This is a genomic window from Legionella bozemanae (genome assembly GCF_900450575.1).
Taxonomy (GTDB): domain Bacteria; phylum Pseudomonadota; class Gammaproteobacteria; order Legionellales; family Legionellaceae; genus Legionella; species Legionella bozemanae.
In genome coordinates this window covers 2,551,114-2,576,015 of the sequence record NZ_UGGY01000001.1, presented here as the reverse complement: position 1 = coordinate 2,576,015, position 24,902 = coordinate 2,551,114, and the positions used below count along the sequence as shown (strand labels likewise).

Genomic DNA, 24,902 nt, shown 5'->3' with positions numbered 1-24,902 from the left:
GGCCCGACGAATCTTTCGAGCGTGCTTTTCCGAATTAGCTCCTTTTGCATGCGGTTTTCATAATCAAAAGAATTCATATGAATCATAACGTATTTTTCAATGCGCCATGGCCTAGACTGGTCATGCATGGATAACAGAGAGGCAGTAATAATTCTGACATTAGCGATATTGAATTGTATGTGTATTACTAAGCTTGTCACTAGGAGGGGGATTATGGTTCATTTGCTTGATTAGGTTTTCTTTAGGCAATTCACCCACATTGGACGCTACAATTGAATTAATGGCTTTTAGGGTCTCGGAGGTTTCTATACATGTTTGGGGTTTATGGTGATCTGTCAAACTATGCAACCAACCTAAAAAACCCAATTCCCTTAAGCCTGGCTTATTATTTGCAATGATACTTGCTTGGGCTTTTATTCCTGGAATGATGTCGTCTTTTATTGTACCGCCTTTTTGAAGTATCTCCAGCATCCCCTCTGCCGCTTTTAAGCGGTTTATGTAGGTTTGTTGCGGCTTCTCTGGTGGATTGGCTTCTGTGTAGTTCATGTATTGAATGATATGCTTTTTGATGGCTAATAAGGTATTAACTTCTTCGGGACTGGCTCTTTTGATATTTAATACAATTAAATTAGTCGTAATAGAATCCCTGTTTCTTTTTGCAAAAGCTGTGATTTGATTCTGTTTATAATATTCTCTTAGATCAACTGAATCTATTTCGGGATCATAGGATAGCCCCTCTTTAATCAAACTTCGCACAGGATTTTCTTTTTTTAAGAACACATTATGTTCCGTGCGCATTCTCATCAAAATTTGTGATGGGCTGTCTTCCTTATGTGCTCTTTGAAGTGCTGATTGTCGATTAAGCGAAGTCTGTACCCCTGAAAACATAAGGGAGGCAGTATATTGATTATCTTCTGTAGTATGATCATACATGTACATAATGGCAGCTATATCTGCAGCACAAATATCAGTTTGTGCCAACTCATAGGCAACAAGAGGAAAAATATCTTCTGCACCAATAAAATTTCGTTCGGGATTTAATGTCACATCACTGTATTTTTGGGTTACCCAACGGGCAAATTTTGAGGTAATCGCGTAATTTCCTATTCTTAGTGCATCAACAAATATTTGTGCGTCTTCTGCATTTGCACCTAAATCTTGGATGGAAAGTACTTTTCTTGTCATCCAATCGCGTTGGTATAACAGTACGAGATCGGTTTCATGATCCATCACTTCGTTTTTAGAAGCAATGAACGTTTCAATAAAGGGAAGAAAAAAAGAACGCATTTTTCCACTTAAACCAAAGGATTCAGGTCCTCTTATTATTTGTGTCAGTATGCTTCTAATCGCTTTTATATCCGCATTATCTGTTTCTGCTGCAGCTGCAATTTGCTTCAATACTATTTGCGTCACAACGTCACTATTTATTTCTATAAGCTGAGCCTTAGACAGTTCAGCTGTTTGACCTTTTTGAATTTTATCCAGTTCAAAAAGGGAGGAAAACACTAAATCGATACGGGCTGTTTTAGATAATTCGTCTGTAAATGCTTTTGCTAACTGTTCCAGCATTTCTTGTTCACGTTTAATCATCATGAATCCCGATAATAAAAATTTCTATGTTTAAATAGGGCACATATTGTAAATAAGATGTTGTTTTTTAACAAGTATGGCTCCATTTATTTATACCTAAATCTTAGATCTTTTAGTTAACGAATAAGGTTTTTCTCATTTCCGAGCAAAAATAATGAAGAAAAATAGTTCGAGTCAAGACTGTTTTTTTATTTTTTATTTGTATAAGATAGCTACGTCTTAGTTCTTTTTTTAAGTATCCCAGTTTTGTGGATATTAATTTCAACCCAATCGTGAATTAACACTTAGCAGCTTATATAAGTTCTTGCTGTGCCTGCTTTATTTCATTTTTAAGTCTTAATTTTGCTATTGGAGTTATTCACATTTTCTGTGGATAAGCCTGTTTATAGTCTGTTTAACTCCTTGTGGAATTAGAGATTAGTTAAGTGATCCATCATTTTCCAATGTGTGTTTTCTATAAAAATCTACCTGGAGAACTTATCCAGTGATATCTTATGTTCAAAAATTTTCCTATACTTAATTTAATGTTCGAATAAATAATTTCTGGTTTTTGTGTAAGTCTTCATCTTGGAGTTCAGCATGAAATTATCAAACAGTTTTTTTCTAGCCACTATTCTTCTTTGTAGTCCTACTTTTGCCCAAGTTAAAATGTGTGGAAATCAGATTGGTTTAACCTCTTGCGATCAAGGCAGTGAACGGTTCATGGCTAAAGGAGTTTGTTATCAACCTGAAGAAAACGTCGATCCACTCAGTGATGATAAAATCGATACCATTACCCAAACTCTTATTCCAGCTTTAAAAACCATAGGGGTTAACATTATTCGTGTTTATCAGGTATGTCCTGGTGGTAACTGTGCTTCTCATGATCAAGTCATGAAAGCATTACAAGACAATAATATTCAAGTTTTTGTAGAGCTCGCGGATTATAAAAATGGTACTCAATGTACCGTTGATCGAAGCACGGGCAATTATCCACAAACACTTTATGATTGTTTTACTAAAAAAATTGATGCATTCAGTAAGTACAGGAATGTATTTGGATTTTCTGTCGGTAACGAAGTATGGATGATGCCGCACAAAATAGATGATAACTATTTAATGCCGTCAGCCACAATGAAGGCGTTGATTCGCGATATGAAGGCTTACATTAAGAAAAAAAATTACAATAAACCAGTAGGCGTTGCATTACGCGATGTTCCTGATGTAACCATTCCATTAGCTTACTATTATGCTTGCCATTTACAAAATGAAAAAGAAGATACCTCAGCTGATTTCATTGGTTATAACGTCTATAGATGGGGACAAGGTACAGAGCCAGGAAATTATCCTCGATTACTCAACCCCTATGCGAAGTATCGCCCTGTGCTTTCCATATCCGATGGTGGAGATGGGGATGGCGATAAAATGATGAATGGTTTTAAGGATATTAATGTTCCCGTAATCCTCACTGAGTTTGGACGTCCAGATACACCCAGATTATTCGCACAAGTCGATTGGATGTTTCAAGAAGGCGCTAATCTCATCAATGGAGGTATGGTTTTTCGCCTTGTTCAAAAAAAAGGGGAGGATCAATTTGGTCTTTATGAAGATAACAGTTTACAAACTCCAACACCTAATGGTGGATTAAACAATTTAATTACAGAATACAATGAAAAAACACCTCTTATGCTTGGGGAAGGTGTCAACCTACAGAAAATTACTTGTGATCCATCGAAGTTTCCTGGCATGGATTCGTTTCAACTTGACCCTGAGCAACTTCCAAAAGCAGGAGGAGATTCACAAGGAACACATGAATTATCTTTTGATGTTGGAAATCTGAAACTGCCACTTACAAATATCTCTATTAATTATGAGGATAGTTCTGGTTGGCACAGTGCAGTAACAATCCCTAATCCGGGTAAGCAAAATTACAAAGGAAAAATACCGGACCCCAAAACTCTAAAATCTATTGGGTTTAATTTTAACGACACTTTAGGAGCATGTTTAGTCAAACCTGCAAATTTATTATGTAAAGACGCATCATGCAATCAGCTTAAGACAGTGTCAGCGGCCTGGTCTGCGAACGGACAAGGACCTTGTACCCTCAAATGAGAAAAATAGGGTGTTCGGTGGGTCCAGAATCCTGAGGTAGCCTCACCTTTTGAATTTGTATCCTTCAACGCTCAGGGATAAGCCGCGGGACGTAGGGATGAGGAAAATTTAGCTTTAAAAGGCGGGGATCTCTGTGAATTTTGGAAATTAGTTTAGTGTTTCATCATGCTCCAATGTTTTTCTATAAAAACAAAGTGAACGTTAATATCATGAAAGAAAACGGCATCACACATATGATGCCGCTATTTTTTAGTAGCCCTATATTAGATGTGGTAATCTAAGTTTTAGTCACGTTTTGGCAGGGCTACAAATAAGGAACCTGAGTGATTTAGCGCATTTGCTTCCAAACCCGCTTGCTTCCCCTCACCCTTATAGACGTCAACGTGAGCCCCCATAATGGCGCCACCTCTGTCTTGAGCCACACACCAGGAAGTGGATTTTTTGCATTTATAGATAAAATTCATGCCAATAGGAATTACTTTGTGATCTGTTGCACATGATGCATGTGGCGTTAGAGGAATATTTTCTGAGCCATAAGGGCCGCCATCTTCTTTAGCAAAGAATACATAGCTTTGATCGCGATGTCGTAAGTCGTCGGCTTTATCGCGGTTAAGTGGATTATCTAGATATTGGCGAATTAGCTTTTCTGATGCGCCACTTTGTCTAATTTTTTTAGATACGTTACAGCGTAACTTTGCTTCATCATGACATTTAGGATCTTTAGCACAACGCTCCATTGTATCAAGGTTGCCACCACAGGTTGGGTCTTGTGCGCATTGGACTATACGACCAAGCATGGTGCGTGGCCTGCCATTGGAGCTTTCATAATTGATGCGAAATTTTTTGCCATCAAGAATTAATGAACCAGAGCCTTGAACCATTAAAAAAGCAAGATCATTTGGGTCTTTAACATAGCCAATGATATATTTTGGAGATAACGCTCCATGCTCAATTTCATGTCGGTCTGGCACTACAGAATATGTGCCATTGGCATTTTTCAGACAATATCCTCGCACCATTTTGGTAAGGGGATCAACGCCACAAAGAGGGGCTTTCAAATTAAATTTTTTGGATTCTGAAGTGGCGCTGACAACACCGGGATTACTATACAGAGGATATAAAAATGCGCCACCTCGTTTGGTGCGAGCCTCAATAGGGGCTGGCGCGTAATAAGCAGTAAATTGAAATTCTCCCCGTTTAAATCCAGCATGATTTTCAGGCCAGCCATCGCTTTTATACCAGTCAAATTCACTTTTGATACTCGATAAATATTTTTGAAAATTGCCTTGGGCGGCTTTTGCAAGAGCGAGCATTTTTTTGTTGGTATGTAGGCACCATTCTTGGCGCTTGAATTTACGACCAGCAATAGTTACTGCCTGGAATTCACCCTGGTTTTTATTGCAGTTTTCAATCTGGTTATTTAATGCTTTAATTACTTCCTCCATATTGCCTACGGGGTTATCTAATGGCAGCTCTGATGCTGAAATTTTATGAAATTTAAAGCGCAATACACCTGGTTCTTTGGCAGCCATTTTCTGTCTTGTGGTAAAGTCTACGAGCCTTCTAATATCTAAACAGCGCTGAATTGGATCAGCGGGGAGGACTGCTTGAGCGATCATGCTAAAAGTCATTAGGGCAATTATTAAAGCAGATTGAAACATTGGTATCCTTAGCCTAGCTATAATTGAGCTTTTGCCCAACCATTGATTTGAATTGATAACAAGGATTATATAGGCTATTGAATCAGTCATCAAAGAAATGAATTGAGCAAGCTTTCCTGAAGGCGGAAAATGAGTCGAGGTGGTCCTTTGTCATTATCCTTTCTTCCTCTGTTCCGCGGCTTATCCGCTGGATCCAGAAATTTTGTAATAAAACTGGATCTTGCAGACAAGACAAGCTGTGTGTTGAGCCCAATCCTTTCCTTTTTTTAGCGTTCTTATTCACTGATGATAGAAGTAGATGAGGAATTATTTTGTTTCAATAACAACACAAAGGGTAACATGAGAAGAAAACTCCACATGATAAACGCGAATGTATTGATGTATGAGAGCATTAGGGATTGTTTACCCAGCTCATTCAACAATAAGGCAGCAGCTTGCGGATCCGTGGCTTTAAGGTGCCAGGGGCGTAGATATTCCATTAATGCTGGATTATAGGGTTGAATGGAACTACCAATTTGATTCCATGCCATTTGAGTATGGCGGCTTAAGAACGTAATGGTAATAGAAATGCCAACAGAAGAACCTATGGTGCGCAATAGACTGTACAGCCCGGCTGCTTCAGCACGAGAAGAAACAGGTAAGGTTGAAAATGCGACAGAGGATAATGGAACGAAAATCAAGCCTAATCCAAATCCTTGGAGCATTAATGGCCAAATGAGCCAGGCTAGGCTAATGTCTTGGGAATAATGAGTGGTAATATAAACACCTGCTGCACTCAGTAACACTCCTATAGAAATTAACCATCGAGGTTGAATTTGATTAATGAATTTACCAACTATCATCATACTGAACATACTGGCAATCCCGCGGGGTGCCATGATTAATCCCGCGATTAAAACGGGATAATTCAGTAAGCCTTGTAACATTTGGGGTTGGATAACCATCGTTCCATACATACCTAGCCCTAAAACGGCAAGTAATATACTCGAAAGAACAAAATTACGATCTTGAAAAATAGAAAGATCAAAGAGAGTATTGGATTTATTTTTTAAACTGTATGTTATGAATCCACACAAACTGATGAGACCTAAAAATGTAGCGGTGCGAATATCCAAAGCCGCAAACCAATCCATCTGATTACCACGATCAAGAACATATTGAATGGAACCTACCGCCAAAGCAATGAGTATCATGCCAACCCAATCCATTTTGCGTTCTTTTTTAAGTGTATCAGGGACAAAATGGAATACCATCAGCGCTGCAGCAATCCCGAATGGGATATTGACATAAAATGTCCATCGCCAACTGGCGATGTCTGTAAGATACCCACCAAGCGACGGTCCTAAAATAGGGCCGACCATGACCCCCATACCCCAAATGGCCATAGCCTTACCACGTTCGTTATCCGGAAAAATATCGGCCAATATGGCTTGGGATAAAGGAACTAATCCAGCACCAAAAATTCCTTGAAGCAATCTGAATACGACCATTTGCACGATAGAGGTTGCCGCACCACATAAAGCAGAAGTGACGGTAAACCCTATAATGGATAAAAGAAGGTAGGGTTTTCTGCCAAACCTATCCGTAAAATAACCGGTTAAAGGCATGAAAATGGCTGAAGCTACCAAATAACTGGTTAAAGTCCAAGTTATTTCATCAGGGCTTGTTCCTAATGAACCCTGCATATGGGGCAGTGCGACATTGACAATGGTCGTGTCTAATACTTGCATCAAAGTAGCGGCCATGATAGCGATGGTGATTATCCAGCGTCGTGAGGCTGGTAAAGTATCCGATGGATGATTCATGAGGTTTTGCTCACTTGAGTCTCCTGCTCGGACTGTAAATCGATGGTTACTTTGGCTGAAGTTCCCAAGCGTAAAGGATATTGGGAATCTGGTTTCATAATTTGAATGCGGACAGGGACGCGCTGTGTCACTTTAACCCAGTTTCCAGTAGCATTCTGTGGCGGCATTAATGAAAACGCAGTTCCGCTTCCACCGCTAATGCTGTTCACAACCCCAGTAAATTTTTTATGAGGGTACATATCAATTTTAATCATTACCCGTTGGTTTTTTTGGATGTGTTCAAGTTCTGTTTCTTTAAAATTAGCATCGACCCAAAATGTGGCATTATCAATCATCGCAAACAGGGGTTGGTTTTCTGAAACTATATTTCCCACCCTAAGAGACAGGTTGCTAACCAAACCACTTGTTGGTGCAACCACACGGGTATAAGATAGCCTCAGTTTGGCTTCTTTGAGTTTTGCTTCTGAAAGTTTTAGGGCTGCTTTAGCGCTTTTAAGCTTTGCTTTAACATCATCTCCTCTTTGAAGAGACATCACCTCGTTCCTGACTAACTCTCTGGTGCGAATCGATGTGGCTTTGGCATGTTGTAGATTGGTCTTGTCAATTAGATATTGCGCCTTAGCTTGCTCTACTGCTACTTCAAAAGGAGTCCGATCTAACTCAAACAGTATTTGACCTTTTTCAACAAATTGATTGTTATCTACATAGAGATGTTTTACCTGGCCGGTTACTCGTGGTGCAATTTGTACGATGTTGCCATTAATATAGGCATCTTCTGTGCTGACATAGTGTTGAGAAAGCAACCAAAAGTATAAAGCGGCCAACGCCATCAATGTGACACTACCTGCGATTAGAAAACGTTTCCATTGAAGCATTCCGTGGCGCAACTTAGGGATTATCGATTTTTTGATGCTTGTTGAATTATTCATAAGATTCCTCGGCGGTTTTCTTAATTTTTTGTAGTGTGGCAATACATACTTCTAATTCTGCTTTAGATAAAGGGGCGAGTAATTCCTGAGAGAGTTCATCTGCGGTATTTTGTATCTGGCCAATAGTCAATGTCGCTTTTTCAGTAAGACAGATTACTTTGACGCGGCGATCGTGGGTTGCATCCTGGCGAATTACCCATCCCTCTTTAGTCAAGCGGTCAATTAAACCGACAACAGTCGGTGCTTCAAGACCTAATTTTTTGGCAAGCTGAATTTGGGTTAGGGGAGCGTTTGTAATTGAGAGAAGAAGCAAAGCGCGCCACTTTGCCTGGCTGAGCCCTAACGGTTTTAAACGCTTATCAAGTAAATTTCGCCAAGCTGCTGCGGTTTCATATAATACCATAGGGAAATTTTTCATAGTTCATAACCTGTTCATTACTGAGTTTATTTTTATCCTTCTCTAGGGAATTGGAAACAGACCCTATTTCTTCATGATAAATAATTATTCGTTTTTCAAGGGTGGAGTCCCCCGCCTAATGCAAGATACAATTGAATCGTATCTTGATATCTTTGTGCTTGAGCATTGACATAACCCAAACGCGATTGCGCATACAATCGTTCTGCATCAAGAACTTCTAAAACGCCAACTACGCCTGCAGTAAAGCTTAACCTTGCTATACGAAGAGACTCTTTAGCGGTTAACATGGCTTTCTTTTGTAATGCGAGTTCTTCTGCATCGTGTTTTAAGGCATACAATAAGTTACTCACTTGATAAAATGCTTTAAGTACAATTTCTTGGTATTGTGCAAAAGCTGATTGGTATGCATGGATTGAGGCACGTCGTTGTGCTCGCAGTGTGCCTCCAGAAAAAATGGGTGTTGTCAAATTACCTAAAAGACTCCATGCATTAGGAGAAATACTTAATGGTGCTCCGGGAATTACTCCTTCCTGTAAGAGTGTGGCAGAGAGGGTAATATTGGGATAAAGATGCGCTGTAGCGATTCCAATATCGGCACTGGCAGCATGCAGACTGGCTTCAGCAGCGAGAATATCTGGTCTTTTATGGGCAAGCTCTGATGGCAGTTCTAATGGCAATTTTTTAGGCAATGTAAAATCTTTTAAATGAAAAATTAAAGAGTGTGAATGGGTTGGTATTGTGCCTAAAAGAACATTAAGCTCGTTTTGTGCAACATGTAATTGTTGATAGAGGGAGGGCAATAAAGTTTCATCATTGGTTAGCTGGCTTTGCGCACTTAAAACATCACTTCGAGAAGACGAGCCCACAGTAAATGATTTTTGAATAAGCTGTAAATTTTTCTCGTCATCTTGGATGATGTCCTTAAGTACATCGATTCGTGCCTTTATTGTAGCAATGGTTAAAGATGTTGTTGCGATGTTACCTGTCAAGGTCAAAAATGCTGCATCCAGCTCATGTTGTTGATATAAAGCCAAGGCTTTTCGTTTTTCAATCGTTCGACGTATTCCACCAAAGACATCGAGCGTATATGAAGCGTTAGGGCCTATTTGATAATAGGAAAAAGGTTCGATCCTGAGATTAACCGGTCCGAATGTTGCAGGACCATATTGTTGCCTTCCAATGCCCGCATTGACCCCCGCTTGTGGCCATAATTGTCCTTGGGAGGCTGAAACCAACTCCTTGGCTTGCGCTAAAGATTCTCGCATGGCAGTGAGCGAATAATTACGCTTGATGCCTTGCTCCATAAGACCATTGAGTGTTGCTGAATGAAATTCCTTCCACCAAGTTAGTGATGTTTTTTTATTCAACTCTATGTGTTGACTCCCAAATTGAGAGGTCGATTTGGAAGTGTAGGTTTGTTTTATTATTGGCGAAGGACTTACAAAGTCAGGGCCAACAGTGCATGAACATAAGGCTATCGTCCCTATGAACCCAATCAATGTTTGATAAGTGGGTTTCATATAGTTCACCAATCGGAGTAAAAAACAACAAACGGGGGATTTTTTATGCAATAACCGAGTGTAATGCCACATATGCAAACCAATTAATAAACTAATGATTAGCATGCTAACATAATTTAAAATCTCCCGATAGTAGATGAAGGGGCGTATTAATTTCATGAGGCAATTTAGCACCATTTTTAAATTGAAGTTCAAAGAATTTTTCTTCAAGAATCTTGTCTATTGACTATAAACTTTATCAGCCGGTGTTTTAAATCCAACAGCTGGGTCAGATGCCATATTGTAACTGCGTTATTTTCAACATTCTTAAGAGATGGGTTTGTAAAAGTAACTACAACTGCCTGTGAGATATCAACATTATTATATTATGTGAAAGTATTCTAATGCTCTATTAAATAAGGAGGGGCGTAATAAACGGTTGTGGGCTTTGGGTGAATAAAAATGAAAATTGGTTCCTAAGTCAGTGTTACTAACAGATAAATATCTTTAAGTTGTATTTAAAATACATCTTATATTATAATCATGTTAAATAACTCTCTCTCAAAGGAGTATTTCATGTCAGCAATTCATAAGCCTGCTAAAACCTTCAGTGATAAAATTGCCTTTGGTCTAGTGAAGTTTTTCCGTTTTTTTGCAGATACTTTTTTTCAAAAACGCTATGGAAATAGAGCTATAGTACTTGAAACGGTTGCTGCAGTACCTGGTATGTGGGGGCTGCGCTGTTACATCTGCGTTGCTTAAGAAAAATCAAAAACGATGAGGGTTGGATTAAAACTCTATTGGATGAGGCGGAAAATGAACGGATGCATTTAATCACGTTTATGTATATTGCTAAACCTAATTGGTTTGAACGATTCATTATTTTTGTAGCTCAGGCTATTTTCGTAATTTTATATTTATTAATGTACGTCCTTTCTTCAAAAACAGCACATCGCTTTGTAGGGTATCTTGAGGAAGAGGCTGTTGTCAGCTATACCCATTATTTGCAAGAATTGGATGAAGGGCGAATTGAAAATGGTCCTGCTCCTGATATTGCTAAAAATTATTGGAGCTTGGCTTGTGATGCGCGATTACGTGATGTGCTGTTGGCAGTTCGGGATGATGAGGCAGAACATCGGGATGTCAATCATCAATTGGCTGATAAACTAGCAAGCGAGCGCACCCTTCTAACTAGATTGGAACCTGAATTGACTAACGATAAAACGAATATCACTCATAATCAGAATTAAAAGGTGGGTTACGATGCCAGAATATAATGAATTGGTGTGCTACAAACAAATCGAAATTGACACTCATGGGAAACTGAAATTTTTTCTTGAAAAGCACAGTACGAAAGAAGGCACTTGGGGTAAGCTTTCACTCCGAGAAGGAGCAATTGATTTTGTATTTTTAAATGGTCAAGGACATGAATTATCACGTACACGGATCGATCAAAAACACCCTCAATTGCTGATCCACCCGGCAGCATGGCATAAGATCATTCCTGTTAGTGACTCATTTAATGCAACTCTTGAGTTTTATTGCATGCCCCAACGTTATTTCAATAAGAAATACGGATTAGGTTCGGTACATAGTGATCTGGTTTCTATTTATCAAACTTATTTATACCACCTACAGTGCTCTTCGATTTTAGATGTAGGCTGTGGTTCAGGTAGAAATTTGCTGTATTTGGCAAAGATGGGGCATCTTGTTAGAGGCATTGATCATAATCAAGCAGCATTAAATACGATTCAAGAGATAGCTCAAAAAGAACAGCTATCAAAGGTTTATACGCAATTATGTGATTTAAATCAACCTATTACACTTGAATCAGAACGCTATGATTTAGTGTTATCAACGGTTACACTGCAATTTTTAAATCCGCAACGTATTCCAGATTTGCTTATGGAGCTTCAAGGGATGACCAAGAAGGGAGGATATCATTTTTTAGTAGTTCCTATTCAATCAGAACTTTATTCATTGCCTGACTTCTTCACCTATGTGCCGCAAAAGGAAGAACTCTATCATTTCTATCAAGACAGCGGATGGTCTCTACTCGAATATAAAGAAGCGGTGGGGCATCTACATAAACAGGATGAATTGGGACGACAGATTTCAGGTCTTTTTGGTCTCTTACTTGCGCAAAAAATAATATAATCTATATCTATATAACAAACTTAGGGCTCCTTTCTAATGACTTCTGTAATCTTGTTTTATACAACTAAAAACACATCATGCAACCATTATCCAGCAAAGTAATTTGCTCAGGGCCAAACCCACTGGACCTCTCTTAACTAAACTTTGTTTCTTGTTTGATGTTCAATAAAGCAGACAAATCATTTGGATTATGCAAAATATCGGCCAAAGTGTAGCGTTTTAAAACCTCCATAAATGCAGTCTGGGCTTCATGTAAAATACCCTTTAATTTACAGACAGGAGCAATACAGCAGTTGGCTTTTTCTTTATTAAAGCAAGGCACTAAATCAAAATGAGGTTCTAGTTGAACAATGAGTTGGCCTAAATTAATCGTTTCGGGTGGTACCGCCATTAAGATGCCGCCACCCTTACCACGGCTGGTTTTAATGAGCCCAAGTTTAGCTAAATTATGAATGATTTTAACCATATGGTTGGTTGAAATGATATAGGCATTAGTAATGTCTTGAATGGTACATGATTCCTTACGAAGGGCGATATAAATCAAAGCGCGTAATGAGTAATCAGTGAATTGCGTGAGTTGCATCAATAACTCCTAATATTGGTTGACTTGCATTATTTCTTTTTATAAGATGCATTGCAAATACATCTTTAAGGAGTCACCATGTCTGTATCATTATTTGATCGTCTTGGAGGTCAAGAAGCAGTCAATGCCGCAGTGGATATCTTCTATCGAAAAATGTTAATGGATGAGCGCGTGAGTCATTTTTTTGATGACATTGATATGGAGCAACAAATCTTAAAACAAAAAGGTTTTTTAACGATGGTATTTGGAGGTCCCAATAAATACAGTGGAAAAAGCATGCGTGAAGGGCATGCCCATTTGCTCCAGCGCGGATTAAATGACGTACACGTAGATATTGTAATTGAACATTTAGGTGCAACTCTTAATGAATTAGGGGTTACAGCAGAAGATATTGAAGGAGTAGCTGCTATTGCCAATGGTGTTCGAGCTGAAGTATTGGGGCGCTTATGAGTACCATCGATTTTAATAATCAATCGTATCGCTTAGCCCCACAGGAAAATGTGTTAGATTGCCTTTTACGCCATGGCGTGGATTATCCTAATTCCTGTCATGCAGGGATTTGCCAGTCTTGCCTAATTAAAGCCAAAGATGGTGTGGTTCATTCATCTTGGCAGGAGGGACTACCCGAAACTCTGAAAACTCAAGGTTATTTTCTAGCTTGCCGAGCACAACCAGAAACAGCGCTTCATGTAGTTGCGCCGGATAGCGCTGAATGTGAAGTAAGTGCAAAAATAATAGATCTTAAACTGCTTAACTATAATGTGATGCAAATTAAACTTGGGGTAGATAATCTGCAATCCTGGATCCCTGGCCAATATCTTAGCTTGATTAATCCTGAAGGCACGATACGAAGTTATTCAATTGCCAATATCCCGATGCAAGAAGGATTTATTGAATTACATGTTAAAATTTATCCAGGCGGGAGTATGGGACAATGGCTGATGAAAGGGACGACAAAATACACGGAAGTAAAACTTAGAGGTCCTTTTGGCCGTTGTTTTTATCATAATCCAGAGCAATTAGCCTTTGATATGCTGTTAGCGGGAACAGGCACAGGGCTTGCGCCACTTATTGCCATTATCAAAAGTGCTCTAAGCCAGAATCACCAGGGACAACTTTCCTTGGTTCATGGTGGTCTTACCGAAGAGGATATTTATTACCGAGAAGAATTGGAAATGCTAGCAACGGCATTTCCTTCTTTTGTTTATGACCCTTGTGTGCTTCAAAGTCAGGGACATTATCCTGAAGCTTCTGTAGAGAAGCGTGCATTGATTCATCTAAATCATCCGAAAGCTACACGGGTTTATGTCTGCGGCCCTAAAGAGACAACTAATAAATTGAAAAAACAAATTTTTCTTGCTGGTGTGCCTTCTCAGGCCATATTAAGTGATGTATTTTTGTGAGAGTCATTTTATTATAATTAATAAATACTCATGGAGTGAAACAATAACTCAAAATAGAAGGGCAGTGCTCTTAGTATGCGTAGCCTGAGTTGTTCGCAACCAGGTTTTGCGCGTGCTTATCTAAGTTACTGGACAAATTTAGATGTATTTACCTTGACAATGAAAGCAATCATTAGTTTCGGTTTTCAGATAAAAACTGTCCTTTATTTTTCCTCTTTCTTTTCTAACTTGTGGCCATCTAGATGTCGTTCATGGCGTTCATTTTCTTGTTTTTCTATTTGCTTTTCTTTTTTTGTCCTTCCGAATTTAATGCGATTTTCAGAAGCTTTTTTTTCATCTTCTAAACGATTTTTAGTTTTTCTTTTTTTATTAAGATTTATCACGTTCGTCATAGCACACTCTATTATGTCATGTTGTTTATACTATAGCGCATAAATCGTGCGCAAATCACCTAAATAAACAAATACATCAAACTCTACTAAAGATAAATCCGCATAGAATTTCATTTTTATAAGGTTATGTATTCCCTGAGTGCCTTGATAACAAGTAGTAAATGGGTTAAATTGATTGAGTTCACTTTAAAATTTCAGGTTAAGAAGCAGTGAGTAAGAATAATTTTCAAGATAAAATTATTGCCTTTCTTCTGATTTTTACAGTAGTTACGACGCTTATCTTAAGTTTAATTCCTCCAATTGCACAGCCTTTGACCTATCATGATTTCGCAGATAAGCACACTCTATTTTTTATTAATAATTTTTCTGATGTGATGTCTAATCTAGTCTTTATTATTGTGGGCTACTTAGGCCTCAAAACCATTTACCGGCCTTCCAAGACTCAATGCGAACTCATTCCAGAAACAAAATGGGCCTATTTTCTTGGGTTTATCGGCACCATCTTAACAGGCTTTGGTTCAGCCTATTACCATTTACATCCAGATAACGTTACACTGTTTTGGGATCGAGTTCCTATGGGAATTCTCTTAATGTCTTTTTTTGCCGCAATCTTTATAGAACGAGTCCATCGCTCGATTGGTTTTTATTTATTATTACCACTTATTGCTATAGCAACTCTCTGTACCTTGCAGTGGGAACTTAGCGAGCGATGGGGGCAAGGAGATATGCGCTTATATATTTGGTCACAGGGTTATCCTTTAATCATGCTCGTATTCATTTTATTATTTTTCCCTTCACCGTATACGCGCAATTACTCTATTACAATGGGTCTTATTTTATTTGGTTTAGCCAAACTCACTGAGAGCTTAGATAAAATGATTTATCATGTAACATCTAAAGCAATAAGCGGACATACTTTGAAGCATTTGCTGGCTGCTGCCGCTGTTTATGCCCTTGTGCATTATGTAAAATACCGTCAATCCAGAACGTTTGCTTCTATTCCTAATTCCTGACAAGATGAGTCGTTGCGGTGCCTGATATCAGACATAGCTCGATAATCAGGTTCAGTGCTAATATGAGATACCGAACCTTCACCGACCTACGATGGGTTGCGTGCATCATTATGAATCCTTCTTCTCCCTAATGTTCGATATATTATGAACGACGCGCCGTTTGTATAGCTGCTACGAGCAATGATGTATTTCTTTACAATGGCATTAATACGCTAATTATGTGTGAGAGGGGGGTGACAAATAAAGTTATTGTCACATGCTATAATTATCATGAGACATATACGCACGATGTATTCTTACTAATTCCTTCTTTTTTAATAGTGGGTCGAACCAATGAGTCATATGTTGTTAATGAGCTTTGATGATAGTAATTTCATGAAATTAAATCGTACGCTTAATCGATTCATGGAGTATTCTTTTGATTTAATTAAAAAGTCGAGCATTCGTTTTTGTTATATCGGCACAGCCGGTAACGATAAGTTGATCGAGCGTGCTTTCTTTACTCGATTTGTTCGTGCAAAATTTGGAAAAAGTGCCATTACGTCAGAGTTAGTCTTGACAAAGTCACAGTTAACAAAGGAGCAACTTGAAACCCATCTTATTCAACAAGATATACTTTTTATTGGGGGCGGCAATACAGAAAAAATGTTGGAAATATGGGAAAAATCGGGATTTATTTTTGTCCTGAATAAATTGAAATCCGAAAAACGGTTACCCATTTTAGCAGGCGTAAGTGCTGGTGGAATGTATCCTTTTCATTCGGGATTAAGCGATGCTACACCTGGGCAATATAAAGCATTGCCTTGCTTAGGTTGGTTTAAAGAAAGCTTTTGTCCGCATGCTAATTCGAAAAAAAAATCGCTTTGCGTTTATAGTAATAATGAATATCTAGAACGCATGGATGCTTACATTTTTGCTGTGAAACAAGGGCTATTACCATCAGGTTTTGCTGTGCCAGATGATTGTATGCTCCATTTTGAGAATTTTAATTTAGTGCGGGTTATTTCATCATTGAAAGATAATAAATGTTACTATGTGACTCATGAAAAAGTTACTGACTTAGATACAGTTTTTACCGTTAATGCAAGTGATCCGAATATTCGTCTAGAATGTTGGAGCACGTTATTTAAGTACATAGATTATTTCAAACAATGCGCGGTAAAATTACATAGGAGCTAATGGATTGCAAAGCTGTTTGGAAGCACGACATATTTTAACTGCTTTAACTATTTAAACTCACTCTAATGAGCACGAGTCAATTAATTCTAATAAATTGAAACCAATAACATTGCGAAATTCAGATCTTAAATTACCTGATATTATGAGATATGATTTACCATATTCATCGCGCTCAAACCAAATATTTAATACATTTTTTTCAACTAACTTATCACCATGATACGCCTTAAATGGCTTTTGCTTAAACCCAAAAAATTTTGTTTCCGAGTTATCATAAATAAAATGATTCATGATATTGATATTAACAAAAAAACTATGTTTTTTACGTGCCAAAAAAACTCGACCAAACATCAATAAAATTTCATAATTTAATTTATATCTATAAAAAATACGCGTATATATTTTTGCGAAAAGTTTTATAAAAAAATTACTGAGTTTTTTATTTTTCCAATCTTTTTGCAAAAGAAAAGCAATTTTTATTATAGCGGGGCATGATTGGTAATAATAATTTTCAATTCGCGAATTCTGTACTTGCTTTGCCAATTTGAGCAAGGTTGTCGATTGATTTAAGTCAATTTTAATCACATCATTTCGAACAAAAAGTCCTACCGCATTATCATAGGTATCACTTTCACGAATTGATTTAACAAAATTAATGACTGCTATTTTATTTTTACCATGTACATAGGGAGCCAAAATAGCACCAGTTGCTGCTGTTAAGGTATCTCCAATACCGACTCGGTTTTTTTTGCAAAAACGATGTAAGCCTTGCAAGGTATTTTTTGGTATCTCAAAATAAGTAGTGCACGATGAATTCATCCTACTTAAAATTTGATTTCGTGGAAAAACCAGTAAGGGAATATTTTTTAAATAATTATCCCAGAAGTCGATATTTTTTGATAAGTTTTTACTAAAATCTCGTTGTTCACGTAGAATATAATCGTAAAAAGCTAATTCTTGTTTCCCGACTGTCTCAGATTCTTTCTTATGCTCAATATATGTGTGAGACATCTCATGCAACACAATTTCCGCTGATATTTCATCGCTGATAAAATGAGATAACGCAATTTGTATTTCACAAGAATTATTTCCGAGTTGGAATAATTTAAATAGGATTAATGGCAATCTATTCTTCCACCTTCGATTTTCTAATTCATCTAACGATACATGTAACTCGTGTTCTTGTTCTTCTAATTTCAAGCCGCTAATGTCCTTTTCAATGACTTTAAGCTGAAGAATATTTTTCTGTGGGTATTGCAAAGGGGAATATCTTGCTATGCGATAGCATAGAATTGGATGATTTTTACATAATAATTCAAAAACACTATCTAATTTCTTTTTATCCAAATTCCCAGCTATCCGTTTTCTGGTCACGATATTGGATATGTTCGACTTGGGGTAAAATAATCTCATTAACCAGAATAAAAATTGTAATTCACTTAATGGCATTGCCTTTAAAGGTGGCGGACGGTGATTTCCATTTTCATCATCGGAAATATCTGCTGCATTATTGAGGGCACCAGCAAGATGAGCAATCGTTCCTGTATTATACAAATCCTGTAATAAAATATTTTTATGAGTGATTTTTCGAATCTTTGTAATCAATCGGGCTGCTGATAATGAATTGCCACCTAAATCAAAAAAATTATCATCGATACTTATATGCTTTAAATTTAATGTTTCTAACCAAATTTTTTTAAGCATGATTTCAATTTCATTTCGTGGTTTTATAATTTGGTTCGATTCATTAGCTCCAGGTTCAGGTAATTTATGGATATCTAATTTACCACTTGCGGACAATGGAAACTCATCTAAAATTACAAAAAATGCGGGTACCATATAATCAGGCAATTGATTTTTTAGATAATCACGCAAATCATTTGTATTTAATTTTGCGGACTTTTTGGGAATGCAATAGGCAACCAATTGTTTTTCTTCAAACTCTTCACGCTCTGATCTTGCTAAAATAACAACATCTTGGATACCCGTATATGATGCCAAACATTTTTCAATTTCACCAATTTCAACTCGGAATCCTCTAATTTTAATTTGATGATCTTTTCTTTCAACAAACTCAATAGTTCCATCTTTTAAATAGCAACATAAATCACCTGTTTTATACAATCTACCTGAGTTAAAAGGATTTTTAACAAATTTCTTCTCAGTTAGTTTTTTTTTATTTAAGTATCCCTTAGCAATACCATCTCCCCCTATATATAATTCCCCCAAAGCACCCACAGATACTGGTTGCATATTTTTATCCAATATAAACAACTTCGTATTTAATGCAGGCTTTCCAATGGGAATTCGATGCTCATAGTGATCAATATTATGTTCATCAATGATAATCCATGATGATGCAACAGTGGCTTCCGTAGGACCATATTCACAAAATAGTTTATGTTTTGGAAATTTTTTTAACCAATCTTTGATATCTTTTGCTAACAAAGTCTCACCACCAAAGATGATGTATTTTAAATCCAGCATCTTTTTCTCGTTTAATACAATGCCATTGATTTGTCTGAAATGACTTGGTGTGATTTTAATGATAGAAACATGGGCATCCTGCAAATGCTTTAAATATAAATAGGGATCCCTTCTATCAGTTTCAGCACAAATGGCTATTTTTATTCCTTTTAACAAGGGAAACAAAGTACATGTCACTGAAAAATCGAATGAAATGGAAGATGAAAAATCAAAAGTATCTTCCGAGGAAATTGAAATGCTTTTACCAAACCAATGCACGAAATGATTTACATTACGATGTGTTATCATGACGCCTTTAGGTTTTCCAGTCGAGCCGGAAGTGTAGATTACATAAGCTAAATCGTTCGTTTTATTAATATGCTTCGGATTGGTAGTAGGGTATGTGGCCAACTTTGATTCAATTGCGTCCCAATAGATCATTTGAAATGTTGTCATTTCCTCAAATTGATTCGCCAGTTGAGAGTGAGTAATTAGAATTTTTGCACGTGAATCTGATAATATATCTTTTTGACGTCGAACAGGGTTGTTTGGATCTAATGGGATATAAGCACCTCCTGATTTTAAAATTCCCAAGATACCGATTAATAATTCAAAACAAGGCTCCATGCAGATTGCGACTAAGGTATTTTGTTTAATTCCTATTTCTCTTAAATGATGTGCTAATTGATTGGCTTGATCATTAAGAGCTTTGTAGGTAAGTGTCTTCGATTTATAGATCAACGCTATGTTATCTAATACCTTTGCAATTTGTTCTTCAAACAATTCGGGTATGATTTTATCATAAGGATATTTAGAGTCAGTTTGATTCCATTCTTCTAAGATTTTATATTGTTCCTCCAAACTCATATCCATTGATGATGAGGTCATGCATAAGCTCCATAGTGATAGGTAATGAATTGCGCATATATACTACATATTATCCTTGATGCACTCTTATCTTTAGTTAATGTCTTGATTGTTAATTTTAGCACAAGAAGAGTGTCAGCCTCTCCGGAATGGAGCAATAGGCACCAAGTTAAATACTCGTGTTCTATTATCCCGAGCCGTAATAAGCGTCTAATTTAGCCTATAATTTAGAGAAACACTTGAGAATGCCAATATGAAGCTTGTTACTCTTTTCCAATATGTTTTTGCAGATAGGGGAATTATAGACGTAAGTAATATTCCTGAAAATGCTGAAAAAACAAAGTTAGTACAGTTAAGGATTGAAAAAAGATCAAAAGAGATTAAGAAAGAATTTGAATTTATTTTAAAAGATGAAAATCTTTCACATCACTTTCGTACGATGCTCCTACAACTCAATACGCCTAATTCCTTGAGCTTAGCAAAAATTTTGTTTGATCCTAAGGAACTTCAAGCACCCAGCTCTGTGGAAAACGCTGTGATTCCTACAGATGACAAACTGCGAGAAGTATTTAAAGAAAAAAATGATTTATACGGATATTTTGCTCCTAATGATTTGCAAGCATTCCAGCGCTTTTCTGCTATTTATAAATTGCTACAACTAGCATCAACCTATATAAATTGTGATAATAGTAAACCAGAAGAACTTTATGAGTGTGCCTATAAAGCTTTAGTATGTTTTGGCAACTTAAAGAACCAAACCGATTTAACCATGTTAGAAAGTATAGAAAAATTTCTTCTCACAAAACAAGCAAGTCAAGCAGCAAATAAATCCTTACCTTCCCTTATGGATCTACAAATAGGTAAAAAAAATGGCATTCATTATGAAGAATGGACTCAATTTATCCAAAAACATGGCATTAAAGCATTAAAATTTTTTAAAAGGGCACAAGATATAGAGGATAAATTAAAGAGAGTTCCTGCGACACTCGCGGAAGCATTTGATGCATTGGCTCAAGCTGATTATAAACGCTACAGTGAGGATCCTGAGCTTGCTAAAGTCTGTGAGCAATATAATGTTCCAGAAACTGTATTCAATAGATGTCTTGACTTAGATTTAAAAAAAATATGGAAAACAAAAGATAATTTACCGGACATTATTGTTAATGGTTCAGATCGTGAGATAAACCAATCCGGATATTATTTAGTTAAATTACCGATCAAGGATCCTCGTTCTTTAATTCTTGGGTATATTACCAATGATTGCCAGTCTATTGGGAGCAAAGGAGAACCTTGCGTACTCGATGGAATTAGTTCGGAGCATGATGGATTTTATGTGATGCTCAAAAAGAAAGACCCCAAAAAGGAGGTCTCGCCATTATTGCACGATAACACCATTGATTATGATAACTTTGAAATCGTTGGTCAAGGATATGCTTGGCTTACTATGAGTGGAAATCTTACCATTGACTCCTGGGAAAATGCACGGCAGAAAGATGATGAAGTTGCCGTGGCAATGCTTAAAAAATTTAGCCAAATGGTTATTTCCCAAAGTAAAGGAAGTATAGTACAAGTGGCTACGGGCAGAAATAGTCCACGAACTCCATCTGCATTTAGTAAGGGTCCTGCCTTGAAGTATGCAGAAATAATGGAGGAAGGAACACAATATAACGACTCTAAAAGTCAAACTCTCATTGCTGTAGATACTGAAAAAATCGAGGATATTAAAAGCGAGCTACTTTTCCAGCTGATTGAGAATGCTGAGTTTGATAATACAAGAACGTTACAGAGTTTAATAGGAACAATTTATTCTCAAAAACAAAATAAGTGGATAGGGAGCTTGTTACTAAATTCCACTAGTTTGGATTGGCACTCAGAAGACATACTGTCTACCGTTTATTCATGTGTTGGGCTGGATGATAGTGGGGGCGTGATTACTTGGAAGGCATTGTTTTTGTTAGAGGAAGCTGCTTTACTCAATAATGACTCATTTCGACAAATTACTGCAGATAAATGGCTGGCTAGAAGTGTTTGCGAAGCAATCATTGCCTTAGATAACGCGCATCTATTAGAGCATAAAAATTTTGCAATCATCATCAAGATAAGTCAGGATCAAGTTCTAAATAAAGATAACGTTTTAGCGAATATATCTCGAAGTGTTATTCGACTTTCTCGCGCTAATATTCATTTAGATAACGATGGCTTTGAAGCTTTAGCAAATGCCTATTTACTTGCTGAAAAATCGAGAAAAAATTTCAGGGAAGAGATCCTCACTATGGTAATTACTTTAAAAACAAACTTTGATGTTACCTTAGATGGTCTTACATTTAAAAAGCTGCTAGATAATGAAAAATATGCACCTGAAATCCTAACTCTGTTTGCTATGGCAAAAGAATATAAATTGAATGTGCTCGATAACGGTGTATATAAAAATATTATAGAAAATGCTCCTTACATATCCGAACTTAATAAGATAATTCCTGAACTAGCGGCAATAAATATTCTTGATGACTCTATTTTTCAATCGTTAATCAATCATGCAAAAGATAGTCCTTTCATTTCTGATGTCATCTTATTATTGAGCGAACAAAATATATTAGATGAAGAGAATTTTAAGCAATTAATGCAATATACCCTCTTTGCTGAGGAGATTTACGATGCTTTAGATCCACTTAAAGAGCGAGGCATATTAGATAGAGAGAAAGCTCAATTTATTTTGGAACATCATAATAGCGCTCAATATTTAGGGAAAATTTTTGCAAAATTAGACGAAGTTGATTTATTAGATAATGACAATTTCAATTTACTAAAGCCTTGCGTTTCCTCTTTAGAAGAGTTAAGTAAGATTATTTCCTTGCTTGAAAAATACGATCTTTTAGATAAAGATAATTTTTTATTAGTAGTAGAAAATCATTCTGCTGCAAAAGATACATTAGAGTCTTTGAAAAAATTAAAAGAAGGCCATATTTTTGATGATAGTCATTTTAAAGAAGTGATGAAAAATATTCCAAATAAGAGTGTACTTCGCAAGGAACAGGAGCCTGTTTTACCCAGCGTATCTGCTAAAGAAACGCTACAAAAGTTAAAAAGCACCGACACTAATGAGGAGCTTACACCAGAATTTAAAGTATAAAATGAGCAGCAATACAATTCACCATCGCTGTAATTTTAGGTAATTTTAAATCCTAAAGTACAAGGTAATGAAGATCTACATTCAGCCTAATTACTACACTGTTTACACCCTTGCGAACGCACCCTACTCGCCTGATGAGATCGCTTTTTGTACAAAGAATATGCGACATCAAATTTCGTATAAATTTAAATAATTAAAACCTTAGTCCCAGGATTGGCTTTTACCCAATTAGCCACATACTCGATATAGTTATTTTTGCCAACAGCAATGCATCCACGCGTTGAGTAGGGTAAGTTGTTTAACCAACTAAACACTCTCGATGACTGAGATGGTCCATGGATCCCTACATCTCTGCCTGTATATCCTGCAGCTAATTGTTTTCTAGTCGGATAGAGAATGGGAATAAAAACTTTAAATTGATTGGATTTTCTTGGATGAGCTAATCCATATAAACCAATTGGAGTTTTATTATCACCCGCATGTTTTTTACCAACGCCTTTATATCCGAGAGCTACTTTAAAACTCTTAATTACAGTACCGTGTTTACAAATATTTAAAATTTGCTTTGTGGTGTGTACATTAATTCCGTTTGATAAAGGACAAGTTGCAGTACTAGCGAATAAAGTGGCAGGAAAAAAAATAGAGATCATTAAAAAAATAGCTTTCATTTTCATATAAGTAGACTAATATTATTGAAATTGGCTAATAATTATTCCATAGTATTACCTATATTCATAGGGTTAGCAGGTTAAATTTTCACCAAAAGTCATAGCGAGAAACTTTTTTGGAGCTTATTCTATTACTTTAAACAGCGATTACATCGATTACTCATGCGAAAACATCGCACTGCAAAGCAGTGTATGCGTTTAATACCCCTCTGAAAGAAAGCTCTTTTGAGTCACGAAAGACTTTAGGTAAACGTTATATCAATGGCGTGAAGGAAGTGGTTAGAATGTGGCGGTTTACTAAAAGCAACGGCATTACGAAAGAGTTCCATCGAAAGATGAGGCTGATTCAGCGTCGTGCCTATGGGTTTAGAAATTTTGAAAACCACAGGTTAAGAGTTCATTACTTAGCCTGAATGCCACACCCACCATCAACATTAATAACCAGCTGTCAATTGCTTATACATCCATTGCTTAGCTAGAAGCACGGATAAGAAGTACAGGGGTAGTAGCAATGCGCATCACATGCTCTGCCACGCTACCCAAAAAGAAACGACTAAATCCTTTTCTGCCATGAGTACCTAGAACCAATAAATCTGCAGGCCATTCTTTCGTAGCCTCTACAATTACTTCAGAAACTCTACCTTGCAATTGCCTTAATTCAAGAAGGGTTGTTTCAACTTTAATAGGTACCTGATTTTCGATTAATTGTGTGGCCTTGTTTAAAATATCTTGTCCTTCCTTTTTTAATAGAGCAAAATATGAAGCATAATCAAACCTCGGACCACCGTAATAAACTAAAGATCCATCAACGACATGGATAACCTTCAATTGGACCTCTTGATTTTTTATTAATTTGATGACTTCTTCTGTAGCAGAAATAGATGTATCACTACCATCAATTGCTAACATTATCTTTTTATAAAACATGATAATTCCTTATCCATTAGAGGAAGAAAGAGTTAGCTCTCACTAAATAGTTCTGTTCTGGATGATACGTCAAGCCTATAGCACGTTGTAGAAGAGGAATTTTCATAAGCTTTTGATACACTTC

The 24,902-nt window shown here is 36.9% G+C and carries 18 protein-coding genes and 2 pseudogenes; 9 read left to right on the top strand and 11 right to left on the bottom strand.

Going from position 1 to position 24,902, the window contains the following annotated elements:
• Nucleotides 1-159: 159 nt before the first annotated feature.
• Nucleotides 160-1,593, bottom strand: a complete 1,434-nt coding sequence (locus DY223_RS11310) for a hypothetical protein (protein WP_131744472.1) — start codon at nucleotides 1,591-1,593, stop codon at nucleotides 160-162.
• Between the two features lie 576 nt (nucleotides 1,594-2,169).
• On the opposite strand from DY223_RS11310, the gene DY223_RS11305 reads away from it, so the two are divergent.
• The gene (locus DY223_RS11305; RefSeq protein ID WP_058459511.1) at nucleotides 2,170-3,681 is read left to right on the top strand and encodes a glycoside hydrolase family protein; all 1,512 of its coding nucleotides are present in this window, start codon (nucleotides 2,170-2,172) and stop codon (nucleotides 3,679-3,681) included.
• A 284-nt stretch (nucleotides 3,682-3,965) separates the two neighbouring features.
• Here DY223_RS11305 and DY223_RS11300 read toward each other — a convergent pair whose 3' ends face one another.
• From DY223_RS11300 to DY223_RS11280, 5 genes are all read right to left on the bottom strand, one after another.
• Complete coding sequence (locus DY223_RS11300) at nucleotides 3,966-5,342, bottom strand: MltA domain-containing protein (RefSeq protein ID WP_058459510.1); 1,377 nt, start codon at nucleotides 5,340-5,342, stop codon at nucleotides 3,966-3,968.
• Between the two features lie 275 nt (nucleotides 5,343-5,617).
• Nucleotides 5,618-7,147, bottom strand: a complete 1,530-nt coding sequence (locus DY223_RS11295; protein ID WP_058459509.1) for a DHA2 family efflux MFS transporter permease subunit — start codon at nucleotides 7,145-7,147, stop codon at nucleotides 5,618-5,620.
• The gene (locus DY223_RS11290; protein WP_058459508.1) at nucleotides 7,144-8,076 is read right to left on the bottom strand and encodes an HlyD family secretion protein; all 933 of its coding nucleotides are present in this window, start codon (nucleotides 8,074-8,076) and stop codon (nucleotides 7,144-7,146) included. The genes DY223_RS11295 and DY223_RS11290 overlap by 4 nt, the downstream gene beginning before the upstream one ends.
• Nucleotides 8,069-8,494, bottom strand: coding sequence for a MarR family winged helix-turn-helix transcriptional regulator (locus tag DY223_RS11285; protein WP_058459507.1), 426 nt, complete (start codon nucleotides 8,492-8,494; stop codon nucleotides 8,069-8,071). The genes DY223_RS11290 and DY223_RS11285 overlap by 8 nt, the downstream gene beginning before the upstream one ends.
• Nucleotides 8,495-8,589: 95 nt before the next feature.
• Nucleotides 8,590-10,014, bottom strand: a complete 1,425-nt coding sequence (locus DY223_RS11280) for an efflux transporter outer membrane subunit (protein WP_058459506.1) — start codon at nucleotides 10,012-10,014, stop codon at nucleotides 8,590-8,592.
• A 522-nt stretch (nucleotides 10,015-10,536) separates the two neighbouring features.
• On the opposite strand from DY223_RS11280, the pseudogene DY223_RS11275 reads away from it, so the two are divergent.
• Nucleotides 10,537-11,243, top strand: a pseudogene (locus DY223_RS11275) (alternative oxidase).
• Nucleotides 11,244-11,256: 13 nt separating this feature from the next.
• Nucleotides 11,257-12,150, top strand: a complete 894-nt coding sequence (gene tehB, locus DY223_RS11270) for an SAM-dependent methyltransferase TehB (protein WP_058459505.1) — start codon at nucleotides 11,257-11,259, stop codon at nucleotides 12,148-12,150.
• Nucleotides 12,151-12,283: 133 nt separating this feature from the next.
• Here tehB and DY223_RS11265 read toward each other — a convergent pair whose 3' ends face one another.
• Entirely contained in the window at nucleotides 12,284-12,733 is a 450-nt protein-coding gene (locus DY223_RS11265; protein ID WP_058459504.1) for an Rrf2 family transcriptional regulator, read from the bottom strand.
• Between the two features lie 78 nt (nucleotides 12,734-12,811).
• Between DY223_RS11265 and DY223_RS11260 the strand changes: the two genes are divergently transcribed.
• Nucleotides 12,812-13,183: a group I truncated hemoglobin gene (locus DY223_RS11260; RefSeq protein WP_058459503.1), complete on the top strand. Its 372-nt coding sequence runs from the start codon at nucleotides 12,812-12,814 to the stop codon at nucleotides 13,181-13,183.
• Nucleotides 13,180-14,136 (top strand): FAD-binding oxidoreductase, encoded by a 957-nt coding sequence (locus DY223_RS11255; RefSeq protein WP_058459502.1) that lies wholly within the window; start codon nucleotides 13,180-13,182, stop codon nucleotides 14,134-14,136. The genes DY223_RS11260 and DY223_RS11255 overlap by 4 nt, the downstream gene beginning before the upstream one ends.
• 203 nt (nucleotides 14,137-14,339) lie before the next feature.
• Here the strand turns inward: DY223_RS11255 and DY223_RS11250 are convergent, their stop codons facing one another.
• The gene (locus DY223_RS11250) at nucleotides 14,340-14,528 is read right to left on the bottom strand and encodes a DUF4169 family protein (protein WP_058459501.1); all 189 of its coding nucleotides are present in this window, start codon (nucleotides 14,526-14,528) and stop codon (nucleotides 14,340-14,342) included.
• A gap of 209 nt (nucleotides 14,529-14,737) precedes the next feature.
• Here DY223_RS11250 and DY223_RS11245 point away from each other — a divergent pair, with 209 nt between their 5' ends.
• Nucleotides 14,738-15,541, top strand: a complete 804-nt coding sequence (locus DY223_RS11245) for a hypothetical protein (protein WP_058459500.1) — start codon at nucleotides 14,738-14,740, stop codon at nucleotides 15,539-15,541.
• A gap of 375 nt (nucleotides 15,542-15,916) precedes the next feature.
• Complete coding sequence (locus DY223_RS11235; protein ID WP_160116286.1) at nucleotides 15,917-16,720, top strand: Type 1 glutamine amidotransferase-like domain-containing protein; 804 nt, start codon at nucleotides 15,917-15,919, stop codon at nucleotides 16,718-16,720.
• Nucleotides 16,721-16,777: 57 nt separating this feature from the next.
• Here the strand turns inward: DY223_RS11235 and DY223_RS11230 are convergent, their stop codons facing one another.
• On the bottom strand, nucleotides 16,778-20,074 hold the full coding sequence (locus DY223_RS11230; RefSeq protein ID WP_058459498.1) for an amino acid adenylation domain-containing protein: 3,297 nt from the start codon (nucleotides 20,072-20,074) through the stop codon (nucleotides 16,778-16,780).
• Nucleotides 20,075-20,306: 232 nt separating this feature from the next.
• Between DY223_RS11230 and DY223_RS11225 the strand changes: the two genes are divergently transcribed.
• Entirely contained in the window at nucleotides 20,307-23,183 is a 2,877-nt protein-coding gene (locus tag DY223_RS11225) for a hypothetical protein (protein WP_058459497.1), read from the top strand.
• 185 nt (nucleotides 23,184-23,368) lie between these two features.
• Here the strand turns inward: DY223_RS11225 and DY223_RS11220 are convergent, their stop codons facing one another.
• Complete coding sequence (locus DY223_RS11220) at nucleotides 23,369-23,857, bottom strand: L,D-transpeptidase family protein (protein ID WP_058459496.1); 489 nt, start codon at nucleotides 23,855-23,857, stop codon at nucleotides 23,369-23,371.
• 123 nt (nucleotides 23,858-23,980) lie between these two features.
• Between DY223_RS11220 and DY223_RS11215 the strand changes: the two are divergent.
• Nucleotides 23,981-24,264: pseudogene (locus DY223_RS11215) on the top strand (transposase); the annotation flags it as partial.
• Between the two features lie 58 nt (nucleotides 24,265-24,322).
• Here the strand turns inward: DY223_RS11215 and DY223_RS11210 are convergent.
• On the bottom strand, nucleotides 24,323-24,778 hold the full coding sequence (locus DY223_RS11210) for a universal stress protein (RefSeq protein ID WP_058459495.1): 456 nt from the start codon (nucleotides 24,776-24,778) through the stop codon (nucleotides 24,323-24,325).
• Nucleotides 24,779-24,902 lie beyond the last annotated feature (124 nt).